Source organism: Cupriavidus pauculus (genome assembly GCF_003854935.1).
GTDB classification, from domain to species: Bacteria; Pseudomonadota; Gammaproteobacteria; order Burkholderiales; family Burkholderiaceae; genus Cupriavidus; species Cupriavidus pauculus_C.
The window spans coordinates 53682-75651 of sequence record NZ_CP033970.1; the positions used below are offsets into that span (position 1 = coordinate 53682).

The window sequence follows — 21970 nt, forward strand, 5'->3', positions numbered from 1 at the left end:
GACCCGAATTCATGACGCCCTCGCCCTCCGCCGAGCAGGCCGCATTGCTGGCGCTGCTGCTCGAACAGGACGCCGACACCCCGCCGGCGCCCGCCACTGACGCCGCGCAGGACGCGCCGCTGTCGTTCTCGCAGCAGCGGCTGTGGTTCCTGCTGCAGTATGAGCCGGGCAGCACCGCCTACAACCAGACGCGCGCGTTCGTGCTGCGCGGCGCGCTGGACCGTGCCACGCTGGAACGCGCGCTGCGCGCCGTGCTGGCCCGGCATCCCGCGCTGCGCACGCGCTTCGTGGCCGATGGGCAGGCGCCGGGCGCGCTGCCCCGGCAGGTGGTGGAGCCGGCGCCGGCCTTCGCGCTGGCCGAAGCGCCGCTGGCCGCCGGTGACGCCGCGCTGCACGCCCGCATCGACGCCGAAGCGGCACGCCCGTTCGACCTCGCCCAGGCGCCGCTGCTGCGCGCCACGCTGCTCGCGCGCGGCGCCGACGACCACGTGCTGCTGCTGTCGCTGCACCACATCGTCTCCGACGCCGTGTCGAACGCGGTCATCGCGCGCGACCTGTCCGCCGCCTACGCCCAGGCACTGGCCGGCGACGACATCGCGCTGCCGGCACCTGCCGCCACCTTCGCCGCCCACGCCCGACAGCAGCGTGCGGCACTGGCCAGCGGCGCGCTCGACGCCCAGCGCGACTGGTGGCAGCGGCTGCTGGGCAGCCACGTGCCCGCGCTGCAACTGCCGACCGACCGGCCGCATGGCGCCGAGGCCGAACACATCGCGCGGCGCGTCAGCACGCCGCTGCCGGCGCCCATCGCCAGTGCGCTGCGCACGTTCTGCGCCGCCCAGCGCGCCACGCCGTTCGTGGCGCTGCTGGCCGCGTGGCAGGCGCTGCTGGGCCGCTACGCCGGGCAGGACGACTTCGCGGTCGGCGTGCCGCACGCGGGCCGCGACGGCGACGGCTTTGACGACGTGGTCGGCTTCTTCGCCAACACGCACGTCTACCGCTCGCGCCTGCTGCCGGACATGACCGGCCGCCGCCTCTGCGAGGCGCTGCGCGCCGACGCGCTGGGCGCGCTGGGCCACGCCGCGCTGCCGTTCGAAGTGCTGCTCGACGGCATGCAGGTACCGCGCGACGCCGGCCGCACGCCGCTGTTCCAGGTCATGTTCAACCTGCGCAATACGGCCGGCGCCGCCCCGCTGGCGCTGCCGGGCCTGCGCACCGAGGCCGTCGAGGCCCGCGCGACCGGCGCCAAGTTCGACCTGATTCTCGACGTCGAACAGGCGCCCGACGCCACCACGCTCCATCTCGAATACGACACCGCGCTGTTCGACGCCGCCACCGCGCAGCGCCTGCTGCGGCACTACGTCACGCAGTTGTCCGGGCTGCTGGCCAATCCCGACCTGCCGCTCACGGCCACGCCGCTGCTCGATGGCGAGGCTGCCGACGACGCCGCCGCGCTGGCGCATCAGCGCGCCGCAGGCCGGCCCGCGCAGCGCGTGGCCGACCCCGAGCCTGCCCATCGGCAGATCGCGCGCCACGCGACGCAGCGCCCGGACGCCATCGCGCTGCGCTACGGCGACACCACGATGACCTACGGCGAACTGGACCGCCGCGCCAACCGGCTGGCCCATCGCCTGATCGCGCTTGGCGTGGGGCCGGAGTCGCGCGTCGGCATCGCGCTGGAGCGTTCGCCCGCGATGATCGTCGCGATGCTGGCGATCCTGAAGGCCGGCGGCGCCTACGTGCCGTTCGATCCCGCCTATCCGGCCGAGCGGCTGGCCTACCTGTTTGCGGACAGCGGCATTGCCGCGCTGCTGACGCAGGCCAGCCTGCGCGGCCTGCTGCCCGCACGCGACGGCCTGCCGGTGCTGCTGCTCGACGGCGACGACAACGACGGCTGGCCCGACCACGCGCCCACCGTCGACGTGCGGCCCGACCACCTGGCCTACGTGATCTATACCTCGGGCTCCACGGGCCGGCCCAAGGGCGCGCAGCTCCAGCACGGCAACCTGTCGCGGCTGCTGGCGGCCACGCAGCACTGGTTCGGCTTTGGCGCCGACGATGTCTGGACGCTGTTCCACTCCTACGCGTTCGATTTCTCGGTGTGGGAGATCTTCGGCGCGCTGTGCCATGGCGGCCAGCTCGTGATCGTGCCGTTCCACGTGAGCCGCTCGCCGCAGGACTTCATCGCGCTGCTGCGGCAGGCCCGCGTGACCGTGCTGAACCAGACGCCGTCGGCGTTCCGCGCGCTGCTGGCCCAGCCCGAGCTCTATGGCGCACCACTGGCGCTGCGCCACGTGATCTTCGGCGGCGAGGCGCTGGACCCGCAGGCGCTGCAGCCGTGGATCGACCATTTCGGCGATGCGTCGCCGCGCATGATCAACATGTACGGCATCACCGAGACCACGGTGCACGTCACATACCGGCCGATCACGCGCGCCGACCTGGACCCGCACAGCCGCGCGCGCAGCCCCATCGGCGCCCGCATTCCAGACCTGGGCGTGCGCGTGCTCGATCCGGGCCTGAACCCGGTGCCGCCCGGCGTGGCCGGTGAACTCTATATCGCTGGCGACGGCCTCGCGCGCGGCTACCTGAACCGCCCCGCCCTGACCGCCGAGCGCTTTATCCCCGACCCGTTTGCCACCGATGGCGCGCGACTCTATCGCACCGGCGACCTTGCGCGCTGGCTGCCCGATGGCGAACTCGAATACCTGGGCCGCATCGACCAGCAGGTCAAGATTCGCGGCTTCCGGATCGAGCCGGGCGAAATCGAGGCGCGGATCATGGCGCACGGCGGCATCGGCAACGCCGCCGTGCTGGCCGTGGACGGGCCGTCCGGTGCGCGGCTGGTGGCCTACGTGGTGCCGGTGGCCGGCAGCACGCCCGACGTGCCGGCGCTGCGCGCGGCGCTGGGCGACGAACTGCCGGATTACATGGTGCCGGCCGCGTTCGTGGTGGTCGACGCGCTGCCCCTGACGCCTAACGGCAAGCTGGACCGTCGCGCGCTGCCCGCGCCGGCCTTCGACAACGCGCAGGCGTTCGTCGCGCCCGAAGGCGACGCGGAAACCGCGCTGGCCGCCATCTGGGCCGAGGTGCTGGGCCTGCCGCGCGTGGGCCGCGCCGACAACTTCTTCGAACTGGGCGGCGATTCGATCCTGAGCCTGCAGATCGTGGCGCGCGCCCGCGCGGCCGGCTGGCTGCTGACGCCGCGCCAGTTGTTCGAGCGCCAGACGCTGGCCGAACTGGCCGCCGTGGCCACGCGCGCGTCCGGGGCCGTGGACGACGCCGCGCCAACCGGTGCCGTGCCGCTGCTGCCGATCCAGGCCGACTTCTTCGCGCTGCCGCTGGCCAATCGCCATCACTGGAACCAGTCGGTGCTGCTGGACTGCCACGCCGCACCCGACGTGGCAACGCTGTCGCAGGCGCTGGGCGATCTCGTGGCCCATCACGACGCACTGCGGCTACGCTTCGCGCAGCGCGACGGTGCTTGGCAGCAGCGCTATGCGGCCGCCGAGCCCTGCACGGACCTGCTCTGGGTGCGCCACGCCGATGACGAATCCGGGCGGCTGGCACACTGCGAGGCGGCCCAGCGCAGCCTCGATATCGCCAACGGTCCGCTGCTGCGCGCCGTGGCGCTGAAAACCGGCGGCGCATGGCAGTTGCTGCTCGTCATCCACCACCTGGCCGTCGATGGCGTGTCATGGCGCGTGCTCGTGGAAGACCTGCTCGCGGCCTATCGCCAGCGCCTGCAAGGCGAGGCCCCAAAGTTGCCGCCGCGCACCGCGTCATACCAGCGCTGGGCGCTGGCGCTGCGCGACCACGCCGCGCGCCGGGCCGACGAACTGCCGCACTGGCAGGCGCTGGCCGCCATCGACGCCGCGCTGCCGGCCGACGATGCCACGGCAAGCTCGACGCTCGCCGACCGCGCCGACGTCACGCTGACGCTGCCCGCCGATCTGACGCTGGCGCTGCTGCAACGCGCGCCGGCCGCCTACCGCACGCGCGTCAACGACCTGCTGCTGACGGCCGTGACACGCGCGCTGGGCAACTGGGCCGGGCGTCCGCAGGTGCTGGTCGACCTGGAAAGCCACGGCCGCGCGGCCGGTGTCGACGACGCCATCGACCTGAGCCGCACGGTCGGCTGGTGCACCACGCTGTTCCCGGTGGCGCTCGACGCCAGCGGCGACCTGGGCCACGCCATCCGCGCCGTCAAGGAGCAATTGCGCGCGGTGCCCGGCGAAGGCATCGGCTTTGGCCTGCTGCGCCACTTCGGCACGCCCGCGCAGCAACAGGCGCTGGCCGGCGTGCCGCGCCCGCAGGTGGTCTTTAACTATCTGGGCCAGTTCGACGCCACGCTGGCCGACGACGCCCCGTGGCGGCGTTCGTCGGGCGCCACGGGCACCGCGCAGGACCCGTCCGCGCCGCTGTCGCATCCGCTGTCGATCAGCGGGCAGGTGTTCGACGGCCAGCTTCACCTGACGCTGGCGTTCAGCCGTACGCGGCATCGCGGCGCCACCATCGAACAACTGGCCGACGCGATCCGCGCCGAGCTGGCCGCCGTCATCGCGCACTGCACCTCGGGCGCGCAGGGCATGTCGCCATCGGACTTCCCGCTGGCGCGGCTGACGCAGGCCGGGCTCGACGCGCTGGGCCTGGCCGCCGCGCAGGTGCAGGACATCTACCCGCTCTCGCCGATGCAGGCCGGCATGCTGTTCCACTGCCTGTACGCGCCCGCCGGCAGCGCCTACACGAACCAGCTACGGGTGGACGTGAACGGGCTGGACGCCGACCGCTTTGTCGCCGCATGGCGCACCGCGCTGGCGCGGCACGACAGTCTGCGCAGCGGCTTTCTCCATCGCGGCGACCAGCCGCTGCAATGGGTGGCCAAGGACGTGGCGCTGCCCGTCATGGCCGAGGACTGGACCAGCCGCGACGCCGCCGCGCTCGACCGCTTCGCGCAGGACCAGCTCGCGCAGCGCTTCGACCTGGACCGCCCGCCGCTGATGCGGCTGGCGGTGCTGCGCACGGGCGCCGCTCGCCATCATCTGGTCTGGACCGTCCACCACCTGCTGCTGGATGGCTGGAGCACCGCGCAACTGCTGGGCGAAGTGCTGCGGCACTACGCCGGCGAGCCGCTGGCCGCGTCGGGCAGCCGCTTTGCCGACTACATCGGCTGGCTCCAGTCGCGCGATGCCACGGCCAGCCAGGCTTTCTGGCAGGCCAGCCTGCGCCCGCTGGAATCGCCCACGCAACTGATGGCGGCGCTGCCGGCGCAGGCGGCCCACGCGGCCGGCCATGCCGAGCAGCACCATCTGCTCGATGCCGCCGAGACCGCCGCGCTGGCCAGCCTTGCCCGCGCGCAGAAGGTGACGCTGAACACGCTGGTGCAGGCCGCGTGGCTGCTGGTGCTGCAACGCGCCACGCGGCAGGACGGCGTGGCATTCGGCGCCACCGTGGCCGGGCGCCCGGCCGACCTGCCCGCCGCGCAGCAGATGCTGGGCCTGTTCATCAACACGCTGCCCGTGGTGGCCGCGCCACGCGCGCAGCAGACCGTGGGCGACTGGCTGCGCGAGGTGCAGGCGCTGAACCTGGCGCTGCGCGAGCACGAGCACACCCCGCTCTACGACATCCAGCGCTGGGCCGGCCACGGCGGGCAGGCGCTGTTCGACTCGATCGTCGTGTTCGAGAACTACCCGGTGGATGCCGCGCTGCGCACCGCGCCGGGCGGGCTCGCCTTCGGCAACGTCACCAACCGCGCCGAGACCAACTATCCGCTGACGCTGGTGCTGGCGCAGACCGACGTGCTGCGCCTGACCTGCCGCTTCGACCGCGCGCGGATCGATGACGCGCAGGCGCAGCGGCTGGCGCAAAGCCTGTACCACGTGATGCGGGACATGGCGCGCGATGCGGCGCGTCCGCTGGGCCAGATCGGCCTGGCGCCGGCATCGGTGGCCGCGCCGCCCGCGCCGGTGCCGGTGCAGCCGCTGGCCCACTACCGGTTCGAGGCCCACGCGGCCACCACGCCGGACGCCGTTTCACTGAACGCCGACGGCCAGACGCTGACTTACCGCGAACTCAACCGTCGCGCCAACGCGCTGGCCGCGCGGTTGCTGGCGCGCGGCGTCGGGCCCGACGTGCCCGTGGGCGTGCTGGCCGAGCGCTCGGTGGAAATGGTCGTGGCACTGCTAGCCATCCTCAAGGCCGGCGGCGTCTACGTGCCGTTCGATCCCGACTACCCGGCCGACCGGCTGGCCTACATGGTCGACGACAGCCGCGTGACGCTGCTGCTGACGCGCCACGCCGGCCTGCCGCAGACGGCCGCGTGCGCCGTGCCGGTGATCGACCTGACGGCGCCGGCGCTGTACGACGGTGACGCCGCCAACCCGGCCGTCGACCTCGATCCGCGCCATCTGGCCTACGTGATCTACACGTCCGGCTCCACCGGCCGGCCCAAGGGCGTGGGCATCTCGCACGCCGCGCTGGCGCACTACCTGCATGGCGTGCTGGCCGAACTGGCGCTGCCGCCGGGCCTGCGCATGGCGATGGTGTCCACGCCGGCCGCCGACCTGGGCCACACCGTGCTGTTCGGCGCGCTGGCCAGCGGCGCCGCGCTGCACCTGCCCGAGCGCCGCTGCGTGTTCGACGCGGCGGCGTTTGCGCGCGACATGGCCGGCCATGGCGTCGACGTGCTCAAGATCGTGCCAAGCCACCTGCGGGCGCTGCTCGATGGCGCGACGGCGGCCGGCGTGCCAGAGGCCGACGTGCTGCCCGCGCATACGCTCGTGCTCGGCGGCGAGGCCACCGACGCCGCGCTGCGCGCACGCATCCACGCGGCGCGGCCGGACTGCCGGCTCGTCAATCACTACGGGCCGACCGAAACCACGGTCGGCGTGCTGGTCCATGTGGCCGGCACCGCGCCCCGGCCCGGCGCCGGCCTGCCGCTGGGCCAGCCGCTGGCCGGCACCGTCGCGCACGTGCTGGACGCCGACTTGCAGCCGCTGCCCGATGGCGTGGCCGGCGAGCTGTACCTGGGCGGCCCGGCCCTGGCGCGCGGCTACCTGGGCCGCGCGGCACTGACGGCGGACCGCTTCGTGCCGGACCCGTTCGCGGCCGACGGCGCGCGCCTGTATCGCACCGGCGACCGCGTGCGGCGCCATGCCGACGGCCGCTTCGCGTACCTGGGCCGCATCGACGACCAGGTCAAGATCCGCGGCTTCCGCGTGGAGCCCGGCGAAATCGCCACGCAACTGGCCGCGCTGCCGGGCATCCGGCAGGCCGCCGTCATCGCCGCATCCGCCGATACCGGCGTGCAACTCGTGGGCTATGCCGTGCCCGACGCCGGCGCGCAACCCGATGCGGCCGCGCTGCGCCGCGCGCTGGCGGCCGTGCTGCCGGGCCATATGGTGCCGGCCGCCATCGTGCTGCTCGATGCGCTGCCGCTGACCGCCAACGGCAAGCTGGACCGCCGCGCGCTGCCCACGGCCAATGCCCCGCTGGCCACCGCCGGCGAGCCGCCGCAGGGCGACGTGGAGATCCGGCTGGCCGCCATCTGGCAAGACCTGCTGCACGTGCCCGTGGTGCATCGCCATGACAACTTCTTTGCCCTGGGCGGCCACTCGCTGCTGGCCGTCCAGCTTCTCTCCCGCATCCAGGGCGAACTCGGCATCGACGCGCCGCTGGCGCTGCTGTTCGGCGCGGCGACGCTGGCCGAACTGGCCGCCGCGCTGCCATTGCAGCAACGCCATGCCGACGAAGCCGCCCTGCTGGAGCTTGAAGCGTTTGCCAATTCCCTGGAGTCAGTCTGAATGATCGAAGCCAACACCGCGGCGCGTCTGGCCGCGCGCTTTGCCACGCTGGCGCCGGCCCAGCGCCGCGCCTTCCTCGACAAGATGGCCGAGCAAGGCATCGCATTCGCGCAACTGCCGATTCCCGCGCTGCCGCGCCCCGACGCCGGCGCCGTGCATGACGCGCCGCTGTCGTACGCGCAGCAGCGGCAGTGGTTCCTGCACCGCTTCGAGCCGGACAGCGCCGCGTATCACATCAGCAGCAGCGTCGACCTGCGCGGCACGCTGGACGTGCCCGCGCTGGAAGCCGCCTTTGCCGTGCTGGCCCAGCGCCACGACGCGCTGCGCACCGCCTTTGGGGCCGATGCCGAAGGCCAGGTCACGCAGCGGGTGCGCCCGGCGGTGACGATCGCGCTACCGGTCACCGACCTGTCGGCCGACCCGTCCGCCGCCGATGCCCGCGCCGCCGCCATTGCCGAGGCACCGTTCGACCTCGGCCACGCGCCGCTGCTGCGCGTGCACCTGCTGAAGCTGGGCACGCAGGCCCACCGGCTGGTGCTGGTGATGCATCACATCGTCTCCGATGGCCGGTCGATGCAGTTGCTGATCGACGAACTGGCCGCCGCATACCGCGCGCAACGCGCCGGCCAAGCGCTGGCGCTGCCGGCCCAGCCCATCGGCTACGCCGACTACGCGGCCTGGCAACGCAACTGGCTCGAAGCCGGCGAACGCGAGCGCCAGCTGGCGTGGTGGTGCGACACGCTGGCCGGCGCACCCGACGTACTGGCGCTGCCGACCGACCGCCCACGCCCGGCCGCCGCCGCGTACGTGGCCGACCGGTGCGAGATCGACCTGCCCGACACGCTGGCCGCCCGGCTGCGCACGCGCGCACAGGCCCAGGGCGGCACGCTGTTCATGGCGCTGCTGGCCGGCTTCCACGCGCTGCTGCACCGCTACACGGGCAGCGGCGACATCTGCGTCGGCGTGCCGGTGGCCGGCCGCAACCGCATCGAGACCGAGCGCGTGGTGGGCCTGTTCGTCAACACGCAGATCGTGCGCGGCCGCATCGACGGGCGCCAGCCGCTGTCCGCGCTGCTGGACGGCATCCGGCAGGCCGTGCTGGGCGCGCAGGCGCACCAGGACCTGCCATTCGAGCAACTGGTGGATGCGCTGCAACCGGCGCGCAGCATGAGCTACCACCCGCTGTTCCAGGTCGTGCACAACCATCGGCGGGGCGACCGCGCCGCGCGGGTGTCGCTGCCCGACCTCGAACTCGAAAGCGCCCCCGTGGGCGAGCGCAGCACGGCGCTGGAACTGACGCTCGACACGCGCGAAGACTCGGCCGGCCGCATCCACGCGTCGTTCCTCTACGCGCGCGAACTGTTCGACGCGGCCACCGTGCAGCGGCTGGCACGCCACTACCTGCGGCTGCTGGGGCAACTGGCCGATGACCCGTGCGTGGCGCTCGGCGCCGTGGACCTGCTCGACAGCAGCGAGCGCGACGCACTGCTGCAGATCGGCCACGGCATCGCGCCGGCCGATGACTGCCTGCCCGTCCACGCCCATATCGCCCGCCATGCCGCCGCGCAGCCTGAAGCCATCGCCGTGATCTGCGGCGAGCAATCGCTGCGCTACGGCGATCTGCTGGCCCGCGCCGACCGGCTGGCGGCCACGCTGCGTGCGCGCGGCATCGGCGCCGAGGATCGCGTCGGCATCGCGCTGTCCCGCTCGCCCGACATCATCGTCGCGCTGCTGGCCGTGATGCGCGCCGGGGCGGCCTATGTGCCTTTTGATCCCAGCTATCCGAAGGACCGGCTGGCCTACCTGTTCGACGACAGCCAGATCCGGCTGCTGGTGACGGAGCCGGCGCTGCTCGACGTGCTGCCAGCCCCGGCCGCGCTGCCCGTGCTGACGCTCGACATGGTCAGCGCCGATGTGGCGCCGCTGGGCGAGGTCGTCGTCCATCCGGACCAGTTGGCCTACGTGATCTACACGTCGGGCTCCACGGGGCGGCCCAAGGGCGTGTGCGTGTCGCACGGGCCGCTGGCGATGCATGTCGCGGTGACCATCGAGCTTTACGAGATGAGCCCGGCGTCCCGGGAACTGCACTTCCTCTCGTTCGCGTTCGATGGCGCCCACGAGCGCTGGCTTTGCGCGCTGGCCTGCGGCGGCTCGCTGGTGCTGCGCGATGACACGCTCTGGACGCCCGAGCAGACCGCCGAGGCCATGGCCCGACACGGCGTGACCAACGCCGGTTTTCCGCCGGCCTACCTGCGCCAGCTGGCCGAGCATTGCGAGCAACGCGGCGAGCATCCGCCGGTGGCGCTCTACTCGTTCGGCGGCGAGGCGATGCCACGTGGCGCCTTTGCGCAGGCGCGCCGGGCGCTGGGTGCCCAGACCTACATCAACGGCTACGGCCCGACCGAGACCGTGGTCACGCCGATGGTGTGGAAGGTCCGCGCCGAGGCGGCCGACTTCACCGGCACCTACGCACCGATTGGCCGTCCCGTGGGCGACCGCCGCTGCTACCTGCTCGATGCCGAACTGAATCTCGTGCCGCCTGGCGTGGCCGGGGAGTTGTATATCGGCGGCGAGGGGCTGGCGCGCGGCTACCTGAACCGCGCGGCGATGACGGCCGAGCGCTTCGTGCCGGACCCGTTTGCCGAGGATGGCTCACGGCTCTATCGCACCGGCGACCTTGCCCGCTGGCTGCCGGACGGGCAACTCGAATACCTGGGCCGGATCGACCAGCAACTCAAGATCCGGGGCTTCCGGATCGAGCCGGGCGAGATCGAGGCGCGGATTGTCGCGCAGGCTGGCGTCGCTAATGCGGCGGTGCTGGCTGTCGATGGCCCTTCCGGCGCGCGGCTGGCGGCCTATGTCGTCGCCGCCGAAGGGGTGCGCATCGACGTCGACGCAATCCGCAGCACGCTGGCTGCCGAACTGCCCGACTACATGGTGCCGGCCGCATTCGTCGTGCTCGACGCGCTGCCGATGACGCCGAACGGCAAGCTGGACCGCCGCGCGCTGCCCGCGCCGACGTTCGACAGCGCACAGGCGTTCGTCGCACCCGAGGGCGATGCCGAGACCGCGCTGGCCGCCATCTGGGCGGCCGTGCTGGGCGTGCCGCGCGTGGGCCGGGCCGACAACTTTTTCGAACTGGGCGGCGATTCGATCCTGAGCCTGCAGATTGTCGCGCGGGCCCGCGCGGCGGGCTGGCTGCTGACGCCACGCCAGTTGTTCGAGCGCCAGACGCTGGCCGAACTGGCCGCCGTGGCGGTGCCGGTGGGCGCCGACGTTGTCGACGACCATGCCGCGCCGCGTGGCGCCGTGCCGCTGCTGCCGATCCAGGCCGACTTCTTCGCCCAGCCGATGCCGCGCCGCGACCACTGGAACCAGTCGGTGCTGCTGGACTGCCGCGACGGCCTGGATACCGACGCGCTGCGCCGGGCCCTCGACGACATCGTCGCCCATCACGACGCGCTGCGGCTGCGCTTCACCCCTGATGGCAGCGGCTGGCAGCAGGTCTATGCCGACGCGGAGCCGTGCGCCGATCTGCTGTGGGTGCGCCATGCCGACGACGAAGCCGGGCGGCTGGCGCACTGCGAGGCGGCCCAGCGCAGCCTCGATATCGCCAACGGTCCGCTGCTGCGGGCCGTGGCGCTGGAAACCGGTGGCGCGTGGCAACTGCTGCTGGTGATTCACCACGTTGTTGTCGACGGCGTGTCGTGGCGCGTGCTTGTGGAAGACCTGCTGGCGGCCTATCGCCAGCGCCTGCAAGGCGACACGCCCGCGCTGCCGCCACGCACCGCGTCGTACCAGCGCTGGGCGCTGGCGCTGCGCGACCACGCTGCGCGCCGGGCCGACGAGTTGCCGCACTGGCAGGCGCTGGCTGGTCTCGACGCCACGCTGCCGACCGTCGATGCCAACGCGCCGTGCACGATGGCAGCGCGCGCGCACGTCCACCTGACCCTGCCGGCCGACCTGACGCAGGCGCTGCTGCAACGCGCGCCGGCCGCCTACCGCACGCGCGTCAACGACCTGCTGCTGACCGCGCTGGCCCGCGCGCTGTCGGGCTGGACGCAACGCGCGCAGGTGCTGATCGATCTGGAAAGCCATGGCCGCGCGGCCGGCGTCGATGACGCCATCGACCTGAGCCGTACGGTCGGCTGGTTCACGACCGTGTTCCCGGTGGCGCTGGATGCCAGCGGCGACGTGGGCCACGCCATCCGCGCCGTGAAGGAGCAACTGCGCGCGGTGCCGGGCGAAGGTATCGGTTACGGCCTGCTGCGCCGCTTTGGCACGCCCGCACAGCAGCAGGCCCTGGCCGCCGTGCCGCGGCCGGAGGTCGTCTTCAACTACCTGGGCCAGGTCGATGCCACGCTGGCGGGCGACGCTCCGTGGCAGCGCGCGGCCGGTGCCACCGGCGCCAACCAGGACGCCGCCACGCCGCTATCGCACCCGCTGGCCGTCAGCGGGCAGGTGCAGGATGGCCAACTGCGGCTGTCGCTGGCCTATGCGCGTGGCCGCTACGATGCCTCCGCCATCGACACGCTGGCTGCCAGCCTGCGCGTGGCGCTGGAGGACGTGGTCAACCACTGCACGTCGGGCGCCGTCGGGCTGACGCCGTCCGACTTCCCGCTGGCGCGGCTGTCGCAGGCCGGGCTGGACGCGCTGGCGCTGGACCCGGCCGCCACGGCCGACCTGTATCCGCTGTCGCCGATGCAGGCCGGCATGCTGTTCCACAGCGTGTTCGGCGAGCACGGCAGCGCCTATACCAACCAGTTGCGCGTGGACGTGACCGGTGTCGATCCGGCGCGCTTCACGGCCGCGTGGCAGGCCGCGCTGGCGCGCCATGACAGCCTGCGCTGCGGCTTTCTTCATCGCGCCGGCCAGCCGCTGCAGTGGGTGGCCCGCGACGTGGCGCTGCCGGTGCGGATCGAAGACTGGACCGGGCGCGACGCGGCCGAGATCGACGCCTTTGCCGCCAGCGAGCGCGCCATGGGCTTCGACCTTGCCCGGCCGCCGCTGATGCGCGTGGCGCTGCTGCGCACCGGGCCGGACCAGCACCATCTGGTCTGGACCGTCCACCACCTGCTGCTGGATGGCTGGAGCACGGCCCAGCTACTCGGCGAGGTGCTGCGCCACTACGCCGGCGAGGCGCTGCCCGCCACGGCGGGCCGCTTTGGCGACTACATCGGCTGGCTCCAGTCGCGCGATGCCGACGCCAGCCGGGCGTTCTGGCAACAACAGCTTGCGCCGCTGGACGCCCCGACCCGGCTGCTGGCCGCGCTGCCGGCGCCGGAAAGCGGCCAGGGCCAGGGCGAGCACCATCACCAGCTCGATGCCGCCGAAACCGCCGCGCTGGCCAGCTTTGCCCGCGCGCAGAAGGTGACGCTGAACACGCTGGTGCAGGCCGCGTGGCTGCTGGTGCTGCAACGCTGCACGAACCAGCCGTGCGTGGCGTTTGGCGCCACGGTGGCCGGGCGCCCGGCCGACCTGCCGGCCGCGCAGCAGATGCTCGGGCTGTTCATCAACACGCTGCCCGTGGTGGCCGCGCCGCAAGCCGCCATGACCGTGGGCGACTGGCTGCGCGAGGTGCAGGCGCGCAACCTTGCCATCCGCGAGCACGAGCACACGCCGCTCTACGATATCCAGCGCTGGGCCGGCCACGGCGGGCAGGCGCTGTTCGACTCGATCGTCGTGTTCGAGAACTACCCCGTGGATGCCGCGCTGCGCCGCACGCCGGGCGGGCTGGCGTTCTCGGGCGTGCGCAACCTTGCCGAGACCAACTACCCGCTGACGCTGCTGTTCGCGCAGAACCAGGCCGATCCGCTGCACCTGACCTGCCGCTTCGACCGCGCGCTGCTGGCCGAGGACCATGCGCGGCAACTGGCCGCCAGCCTGTTCGCGGTGCTGCGCCAGATGGCCGCCGACGCCGCGCGCCCGCTGGCGGGCCTCGGCCTGCTGGCGCCGGCCGATGCGCGTGCCGCGCTGGGGCAAGGCGCCGTGGCCGAGCCGTATCCGCCCAGCCAGCCCGTGCATCGCCTGTTCGAAGCCCACGCCGACGCGCAGCCCGACGCCATCGCGCTGTGCCTGGGCGACCAGTCGCTGACCTTCGGCGCGCTGAACCGCCGCGCCAACGCACTGGCGCACCGGCTGATCGCGCGCGGCGTGGGGCCGGACGTGCCTGTGGGCGTGCTGGCCGAGCGCTCGTTCGAGATGGTGGTGGCGCTGCTGGCCATCCTGAAGGCCGGCGGCGCCTACGTGCCGTTCGATCCCGACTACCCGGCCGACCGCCTGCGCTACATGATCGAGGACAGCGGCGTGGCGCTGGTGCTGGTGCAACGGCCGGACGCAATGCCGCCGCTATCGCACGCGATCACGCCGCTTGACCTGCGCGCGGCGGCCGGGCACGACGATGGCGACGCGGGCAATCCCGCGCCGCCGCTGTCGCCCGAGCATCTGGCCTACATCATCTACACGTCGGGGTCGACAGGTCGGCCCAAGGGTGCCGCCAACCGCCACGGCGCGCTGTTCAACCGGCTCTGGTGGATGCAGCGGCAATACCGGCTCGATGGCGCCGACACCGTGCTGCAGAAGACGCCGTTCAGCTTTGACGTGTCGGTCTGGGAGTTCTTCTGGCCGCTGATGACCGGCGCGCGGCTGGCGCTGGCCGCGCCGGGCGATCACCGCGATCCGCAGCGCATTGCCGCGCTGATCGCGCAGCATCGGGTCACGACGCTGCACTTCGTGCCGTCGATGCTGCAGGCGTTCGTCGCCGATGCGGCCGTCGCGGACGCCTGCGGCACGCTGCGTCATATCGTCTGCAGCGGCGAGGCGTTGCCCGCCGACCTGGCGCGCCGCACGCTGGCGCTGCTGCCGCACGCGGGGCTGCACAACCTGTACGGCCCCACCGAGGCGGCCATCGACGTCACGCACTGGACCTGCCGCACCGACCACGGCCACGTGGTGCCGATCGGCCACCCGATTGCCAACGTCAGCGCCCACGTGCTGGACGCGGCGCTGCAACCGGTGCCCGATGGCGTGGCCGGCGAACTCTATCTTGGCGGCGCCGGGCTGGCGCGCGGCTATCTGGGCCGCGCGGCGCTGACGGCCGAGCGCTTTGTGGCCGATCCGCACGGCTCGCACGGCGAGCGGCTCTATCGCACCGGCGACCTCGCGCGGCGGCTGGCCGGCGGGCAGATCGAGTATCTGGGCCGCCTGGACCATCAGGTGAAGATTCGCGGGCTGCGCATCGAACTGGGCGAGATCGAGGCGCGGCTGCTGGCGCACGACAGCGTGCGCGAGGCCGTGGTGATCGCGCAGACGCAGGACGGCCCGGCGCGGCTGGTGGCCTACGTGGTGCCGGCCGCGGGTGCCACGGCGCAGGCCGACACGCTGCGCCAGTGGCTGGCGCAGGCGCTGCCGGACTACATGGTGCCGGGCGCGGTGGTCGTGCTGGACCGCATGCCGGTAACGCCAAATGGCAAGCTGGACCGCCGCGCGCTGCCGTCGCCCGACTTTACGGGCACGGCCGCCTACGAGGCGCCGCAGGCCGGGATCGAGGAAACGCTGGCCGGAGTCTGGCGCGACGTGCTGAAGGTGGCGCGCGTGGGCCGGGCCGACAACTTCTTCGAACTGGGCGGCGATTCGATCCTGAGCCTGCAGATCGTGGCCCGGATGCGGGCGCTGGGCTGGCACCTGACGCCGAAGCACCTGTTCGAGGGCCAGACGCTGGCCGTGGTGGCTGCGGCCGCGACCATGATGGCCGAGTCAGCGGCAGCCGCCCCGCAGGCGCCCCGGCGCCGCGACGCGCTGCGCAGCGGCGATTTTCCGCTGGCGCGGCTGTCGCAGCCGCAACTGGACAGCCTGGGCCTGGACGCCGCGCGCGTGCAGGACATCTATCCGCTGTCGCCGATGCAGGCCGGCATGCTGTACCACAGCGTGGCGCGGGCCGATGCCGGCCATGCCTACATCAACCAGTTGCGCGTCGATATCGACGGGCTGGACCCGGCCCGCTTTGCGCGGGCGTGGCAAGACACGCTGGCCTGCCACGACACGCTGCGCACGGGCTTTGTCCCGCGCGGCGAGCAGCCGCTGCAATGGGTGGCGCACGACGTGGCCCTGCCGATTGCCGAGCATGACTGGTCGGGCCGCGACGACCACGCGGCCGCGCTGGACGCCCTGGCGGCCGACGAACTGGCACGGGGCTTCGACCTCGAACAGCCGCCGCTGATGCGGCTGGCGCTGGTGCGCACCGGTGCCGCCCCCCATCATCTGGTCTGGACGGTCCACCACCTGCTGGTCGATGGCTGGAGCACGTCGCAACTGCTGGGCGAAGTGCTGCAGCGCTATGCCGGCGAGCCGGTGAGCGCACCGGCGGGCCGCTTTGCCGACTACATCGGCTGGCTTCAGACGCGCGATGCCGATGCGGCACGGACGTTCTGGGCCGGCGCGCTGGAAGGCTTCGACACGCCGACGCGGCTGGCGGAGACCGTGCAGGCGCCCGCGTCGGGCCAGGGCTACGGCCTGTTGCAGCAGGCGTGCAGCCAGCCGATGACCGACCGGCTGGCCGCCTTCGCCCGCGCGCACAAGGTGACGCTGAACACCGTGGTGCAGGCCGCGTGGCTGCTGCTGTTGCAGCGCTACACGGGCCAACGGCGCGTGGCGTTCGGCGCCACCGTGGCGGGCCGTCCGGCCGACGTGCCGGGCGCGCAGCAGATGCTGGGGCTGTTCATCAACACGCTGCCGGTCATCGCCACGCCGCGCGCCGAGCACGATATCGGCGAGTGGCTGCGGCAGCTGCAGGCGTTCAACGTGGCGGCGCGCGAGCACGGCCACACGCCGCTGTCCGACATCCAGCGCTGGGGCGGCCAGGCCGGGCAGCGGCTGTTCGACAGCATCCTGGTGTTCGAGAACTTTCCGCTGGAAGACGCGCTGGCGTCAGCCACGCGCAGCGGGCTGCGGCTGGAGACCCAGGGCAGCACGGGCCTGACCGAGTACGAGATGGACGTCGAGGTGAGCCTGCGGCAGACGCTGCGGCTGAGCTTCACGTACATGCGGCGCGCGTTCGACGCGGCGCAGGTGGAACGGCTGGGCGCGCAGATGATGGCGCTGCTGGCCGGCATCGACACGGCCGGCACGGTGGGCCGCTGGAGCCTGCTGACGCCGGACGCGCTGGGCGCGTTGAAGCAGATCGGCCACGGCATCGCGCCGGCCGGCGACTGCCTGCCCGTCCACGCCCATATCGCCCGCCATGCCGCCGCGCAGCCCGAGGCCATCGCCGTGATCAGCGGCGAGCAATCGCTGCGCTACGGCGATCTGCTGGCCCGCGCCGACCGGCTGGCGGCCACGCTGCGTGCGCGCGGCATCGGCGCCGAGGATCGCGTCGGCATCGCGCTGTCCCGCTCGCCCGACATCATCGTCGCGCTGCTGGCCGTGATGCGCGCCGGGGCGGCATACGTACCGTTCGACCCGAGCTATCCGAAGGACCGGCTGGCCTATCTGTTCGACGACAGCCAGATCCGGCTGCTGGTGACGGAGCCGGCGCTGCTCGACGTGCTGCCAGCCCCGGCCGCGCTGCCCGTGCTGACGCTCGACATGGTCAGTGCCGATGTGACGCCGCTGGGCGAGGTCGCCGTCCATCCGGACCAGTTGGCCTACGTGATCTACACGTCGGGCTCCACGGGGCGGCCCAAGGGCGTGTGCGTGTCGCACGGGCCGCTGGCGATGCATGTGGCGGCGACCATCGAGCTTTACGAGATGACGCCCGCCTCGCGCGAGCTGCACTTCCTGTCGTTCGCGTTCGATGGCGCCCACGAGCGCTGGCTCTGCGCGCTGGCCTGCGGCGGCTCGCTGGTGCTGCGCGATGACACGCTCTGGACGCCCGAGCAGACCGCCGAGGCCATGGCTCGCCACGGCGTGACCAACGCCGGTTTTCCGCCGGCCTACCTGCGCCAGTTGGCCGAGCATTGCGAGCAACGCGGCGAGCATCCGCCGGTGGCGCTCTACTCGTTCGGCGGCGAGGCGATGCCACGTGGCGCCTTTGCGCAGGCGCGCCGGGCGCTGGGTGCCCGGACCTATATCAACGGCTACGGCCCGACCGAGACCGTGGTCACGCCGATGGTGTGGAAGGTCCGGGCCGACGCGGCCGACTTCACCGGTACGTATACGCCGATTGGCCGCCCCGTGGGCGACCGCCGCTGCTACCTGCTCGATGCCGAACTGAACCTCGTGCCGCCCGGCGTGGCCGGGGAGTTGTATATCGGCGGCGAAGGGCTGGCGCGCGGCTACCTGAACCGCGCGGCGATGACGGCCGAGCGCTTCGTGCCGGACCCGTTTGCCGAGGATGGCGCGCGGCTCTATCGCACCGGTGACCTTGCTCGCTGGCTGCCCGACGGGCAGCTTGAATACCTGGGTCGGATCGACCAGCAGCTCAAGATCCGCGGTTTCCGGATCGAGCCGGGCGAGATCGAGGCGCGGATTGTCGCGCAGGCTGGCGTCGCCCATGCGGCAGTGCTGGCTGTCGATGGCCCTTCCGGTGCGCGGCTGGCGGCCTATGTCGTCGCCGCCGACGGTGCGCGCATCGACGTCGAAGCAATCCGCGCCGCGCTGGCTGCCGAACTGCCCGACTACATGGTGCCGGCCGCGTTCGTCGTACTCGATGCTCTGCCGATGACGCCGAACGGCAAGCTCGACCGCCGCGCGCTGCCCGCGCCCGAGGCCGTGACGACCGACCAGTTCGTTGCGCCGCGCACCGAGGCCCAGCGCTGGCTGGCGCAGGTCTGGCAAGACGTGCTGGGCGTGGCGCGCGTGGGGCTGGACGACAACTTCTTCACGCTGGGCGGCGATTCGCTGCTGAGCCTGAAGGTGATTTCGCGGGTGCGGGCCAACAAGACGCTTGGCATCGACCTGAAGCTGCGCGACCTGATGCGTACGCCCACCATCGGCCAGTTGCTGCCCGACGGGCAGGCCGAGGCACCGTCCGCGCCGACGGCGCTGCGCGTGCTGGTGCAGGGGCCGGCCGCCGGCGCGCTGCCGCCGGTGGCGGTGGTCCACGCGGCGCTCGGCACGCTGTTCGACTACGACGCCATCGCCGCCGCGCTGGGGCGCCACTGCACCGTCTACGGCTTCCAGTCGCGCGCGGTGGGCGATCCAGCGTGGCGCGACACGTCGCTGGCCGCACTGGCGGCCGACTACGTGCGCGAATGGCGCGCCGCGCAGCCGCAGGGGCCGTATCGCCTGCTCGGCTGGTCGGTCGGCGCCACGCTGGCCACGTGGATGGCCCGCGAGCTCGAACAGCAGGGGCAGACAGTGGAATGGCTGGGCCTGGTGGACCCGTTCGTGCCCGAGGCCGCGCCAGCGGACGATACCCAGGCACCGGGCTGGCCCGCCGCGTTGCAGGCGTTCGCCGCGCGCCTGCTGCCCGGCAGTGCGCCGCTGGCGATCTCCACGCCGGCGGCCGCCGCGCCCGATGTGGCTGGCGTGGCCGCACTGCTGGTGCCACTGGTGGCGTCGACGCAGGGGGTGCCCGGCGCCGACGAACTGGCCCAGATGTTCGTCGCCGCGCATCGGCTTGGCGCGCTGGTATCGGCGGAGGCGGCCGTACCTGTCGTACAGGCGCCACGGTTTGTGTGGTGGCGCACGGGTCGTGACGATGCCATTGCACGGCTGGCGCAACGGGCTGGCGAGCCGGCCGGCCAGGCCGTGCTGGACGGCGTGGACCACCACGCCATCGTCCGGGATCCCCGGCTGCTGGCCGATCTTGCCCGCTGGCTCGATGCCCCCGCGCCGGCGCGTGGCACGACAGGGTCCGCCGCCGACGTAGCAGACCGCCGTGCCGCAACCCTCCCGACGTAGGTATTCCGCAATCGCCTCGCAATAGAAATGCGAATGATTTGTATTTAGAATGTGCGCGCCATCAGAAAAACTGCAGAAATCAGGAGAAATATGAAAAGGGGTAGAAGCGGTGGGTCGAGCCAGACCCAGGGGAGCCGTCAACCGTTCGCGCTGACCGCGCTGGCATTGGCCGTATCGGTGCAGGCCGCGTACGCGCAGACCAGCGCACCGGCCACGGGCAGCGAGACCACGCTGCCCACGGTCAGCGTACGCGCCGACACCGTGGCCGAGAACTACGGGCCGGCGGGCAAGAAGTCGACCTCGGGCACAAAGTCCGACGTGCCGATCGAGGACACGCCGCAGTCGATCAGCGTGATCACGGCGGACCAGATCCGCAGCCAGGGCTCGACCACGGTTGAGGAATCGCTGCGCTACAGCGCCGGCGTGCGCACGCAGCCGATCGTCGACACGCGGCGCGGCACGTTCTACATCCGCGGCTTCAACGCCGCGCAGAACGGCCAGTACCTGGACGGCCTGAAGCTGCCGTGGTCCGGCGGCTACGCCTACTGGGACATCGACCCGTACAGCCTGGAGCGCGTGGATATCGTGCGCGGGCCGTCGTCGGTGCTGTACGGCCAGACGTCGCCGGGCGGGCTGGTGAACCAGGTCAGCAAGCGTCCGCAGGCCGAGTCGTCCAACGAGATCAACCTGAGCTTCGGCAACTACAACCGCAAGGAAGTCTCGGGCGACTTCACCGGCGCGCTGGACCAGGACGGCAAGGTGCTCTACCGCGTGACCGCGCTGGCGCGCGACAGCGGCACCCAGACCGACCACGCCGACGACAACCGCTTCTTCATCGCGCCGCAGATCACGTGGCGCCCAACCGCCGATACGAACTTCACGTTCTACACGCAGGTCCTGCACGACGACGCCGGCAACAGCGCCAACTTCCTGCCCGCGCTGGGCACCATCACGCCGCTGGCCAACGGGTCGAAGATCCCGACCAGCCTGTTCACCGGCGAGCCCGGCTTTGACCGCTTCAAGCGCGAGCAGTACGTGGCGGGCTACGAGTTCTCGCACCGCGTCAACGACACGCTGACGCTGCGCCAGAACCTGCGCTACGCGCACCAGTACGCCAGCTACGAGAACATCGGCAGCAACAGCGGCCTGGTGGCGAACCCGCCGAACGGCCCGTACCTGCTGCGCCGCCTGGGCCTGCGTTCGAGCGAATCGTTCGACGTGTTCACGGTGGACAACCAGGCGCAGGTCAAGGTCAAGCACGGCATCTTCGACCACACGATCCTGGCCGGCGTGGACTACTCGTGGTCGCACTTCGACCGGCTGCTGGGCCAGACCGCCGTGACGCCGGCCTCCGGCATCCCCACCGCCACCACCGAGCCGCCGCTGAACATCTTCAACCCGCAGTACGGCAACTTCGTGCGCACGGCCTACCAGACCGACAGCGACGTGCGCCGCAGCCAGATCGGCTTCTACCTGCAGGACATGCTGCGCGTGGCGGACCGCTTTGTCTTCCAGGCCGCCGGCCGCTACGACAAGGCGCGTGTCGATACCGATACCAAGACGCTGGCAACGGGCGCCGTGGCCAACACCGGCACCAACGACGGCAAATTCACCGGCCGGGCTGGCGTGCTGTGGGAGGGCCCATACGGGCTGTCGCCGTACTTCTCGTACTCGACGTCGTTCGAGCCCACCGGCGCCACCACGCTGTTCGGCGGCGGCACGCCCAAGCCCACCACCGGCAAGCAGTACGAGGCCGGCCTGAAGTTCCAGCCCGCCGGCAGCCGCAGCTTTGCGCAGTTGTCGCTGTTCAACCTGACGCAGGAAAACGTGCTGACCACGTCGCCGGTGTCGGGCCAGTTCTCGCAGATTGGCGAAGTACGCTCGCGCGGCGTGGAGCTGGAAGGCACCTGGGCCGTCACGCCGAACCTGAACGTGCTGGCGTCGTACACGTACACCGACGCGGAAGTCACCGCGGCCGGCCCGAGCGCGCCGAACGCGGGCAAGACGCCGCAGTACATTCCGAAGCACATGGCGTCGCTGTGGGCCGACTACCGCCTGGGCAGCAACTTCGGCTTCCTGCAGGGCGTGTGGCTGGGCGGCGGCGTGCGCTACGTCAGCAAGACCTACGACCAGACCAACGTGACCGAGGTGCCCGCGTTCACGCTGTTCGACCTGGCCGCCAGCTACTCGTTTGCCAAGCACTACACGTTGCGCCTGAACATCAACAACCTGTTCGACAAGACGTACGTGGCGGCCTGCGACAGCGCGACCAACTGCTACTACGGCCGCCGCCGCACCATCATCGGCACGGCCAGCTACCGCTGGTAAGC

Annotated in this window: 3 protein-coding genes; all 3 read left to right on the forward strand. The window is 72.2% G+C overall.

Going from position 1 to position 21970, the window contains the following annotated elements; genetic code table 11:
- Positions 1–11 precede the first annotated feature (11 nt).
- The gene (locus tag EHF44_RS18500) at positions 12–7799 is read left to right on the forward strand and encodes a non-ribosomal peptide synthetase (RefSeq protein WP_124685206.1); all 7788 of its coding nucleotides are present in this window, start codon (positions 12–14) and stop codon (positions 7797–7799) included.
- Positions 7800–19640 carry a non-ribosomal peptide synthetase gene (locus EHF44_RS18505; RefSeq protein WP_124685207.1) on the forward strand — a complete coding sequence of 3947 codons (11841 nt, stop codon included), beginning with the start codon at positions 7800–7802 and terminating at the stop codon, positions 19638–19640.
- Positions 19641–19730: 90 nt separating this feature from the next.
- Complete coding sequence (locus EHF44_RS18510; RefSeq protein ID WP_124685208.1) at positions 19731–21968, forward strand: TonB-dependent siderophore receptor; 2238 nt, start codon at positions 19731–19733, stop codon at positions 21966–21968.
- Positions 21969–21970 lie beyond the last annotated feature (2 nt).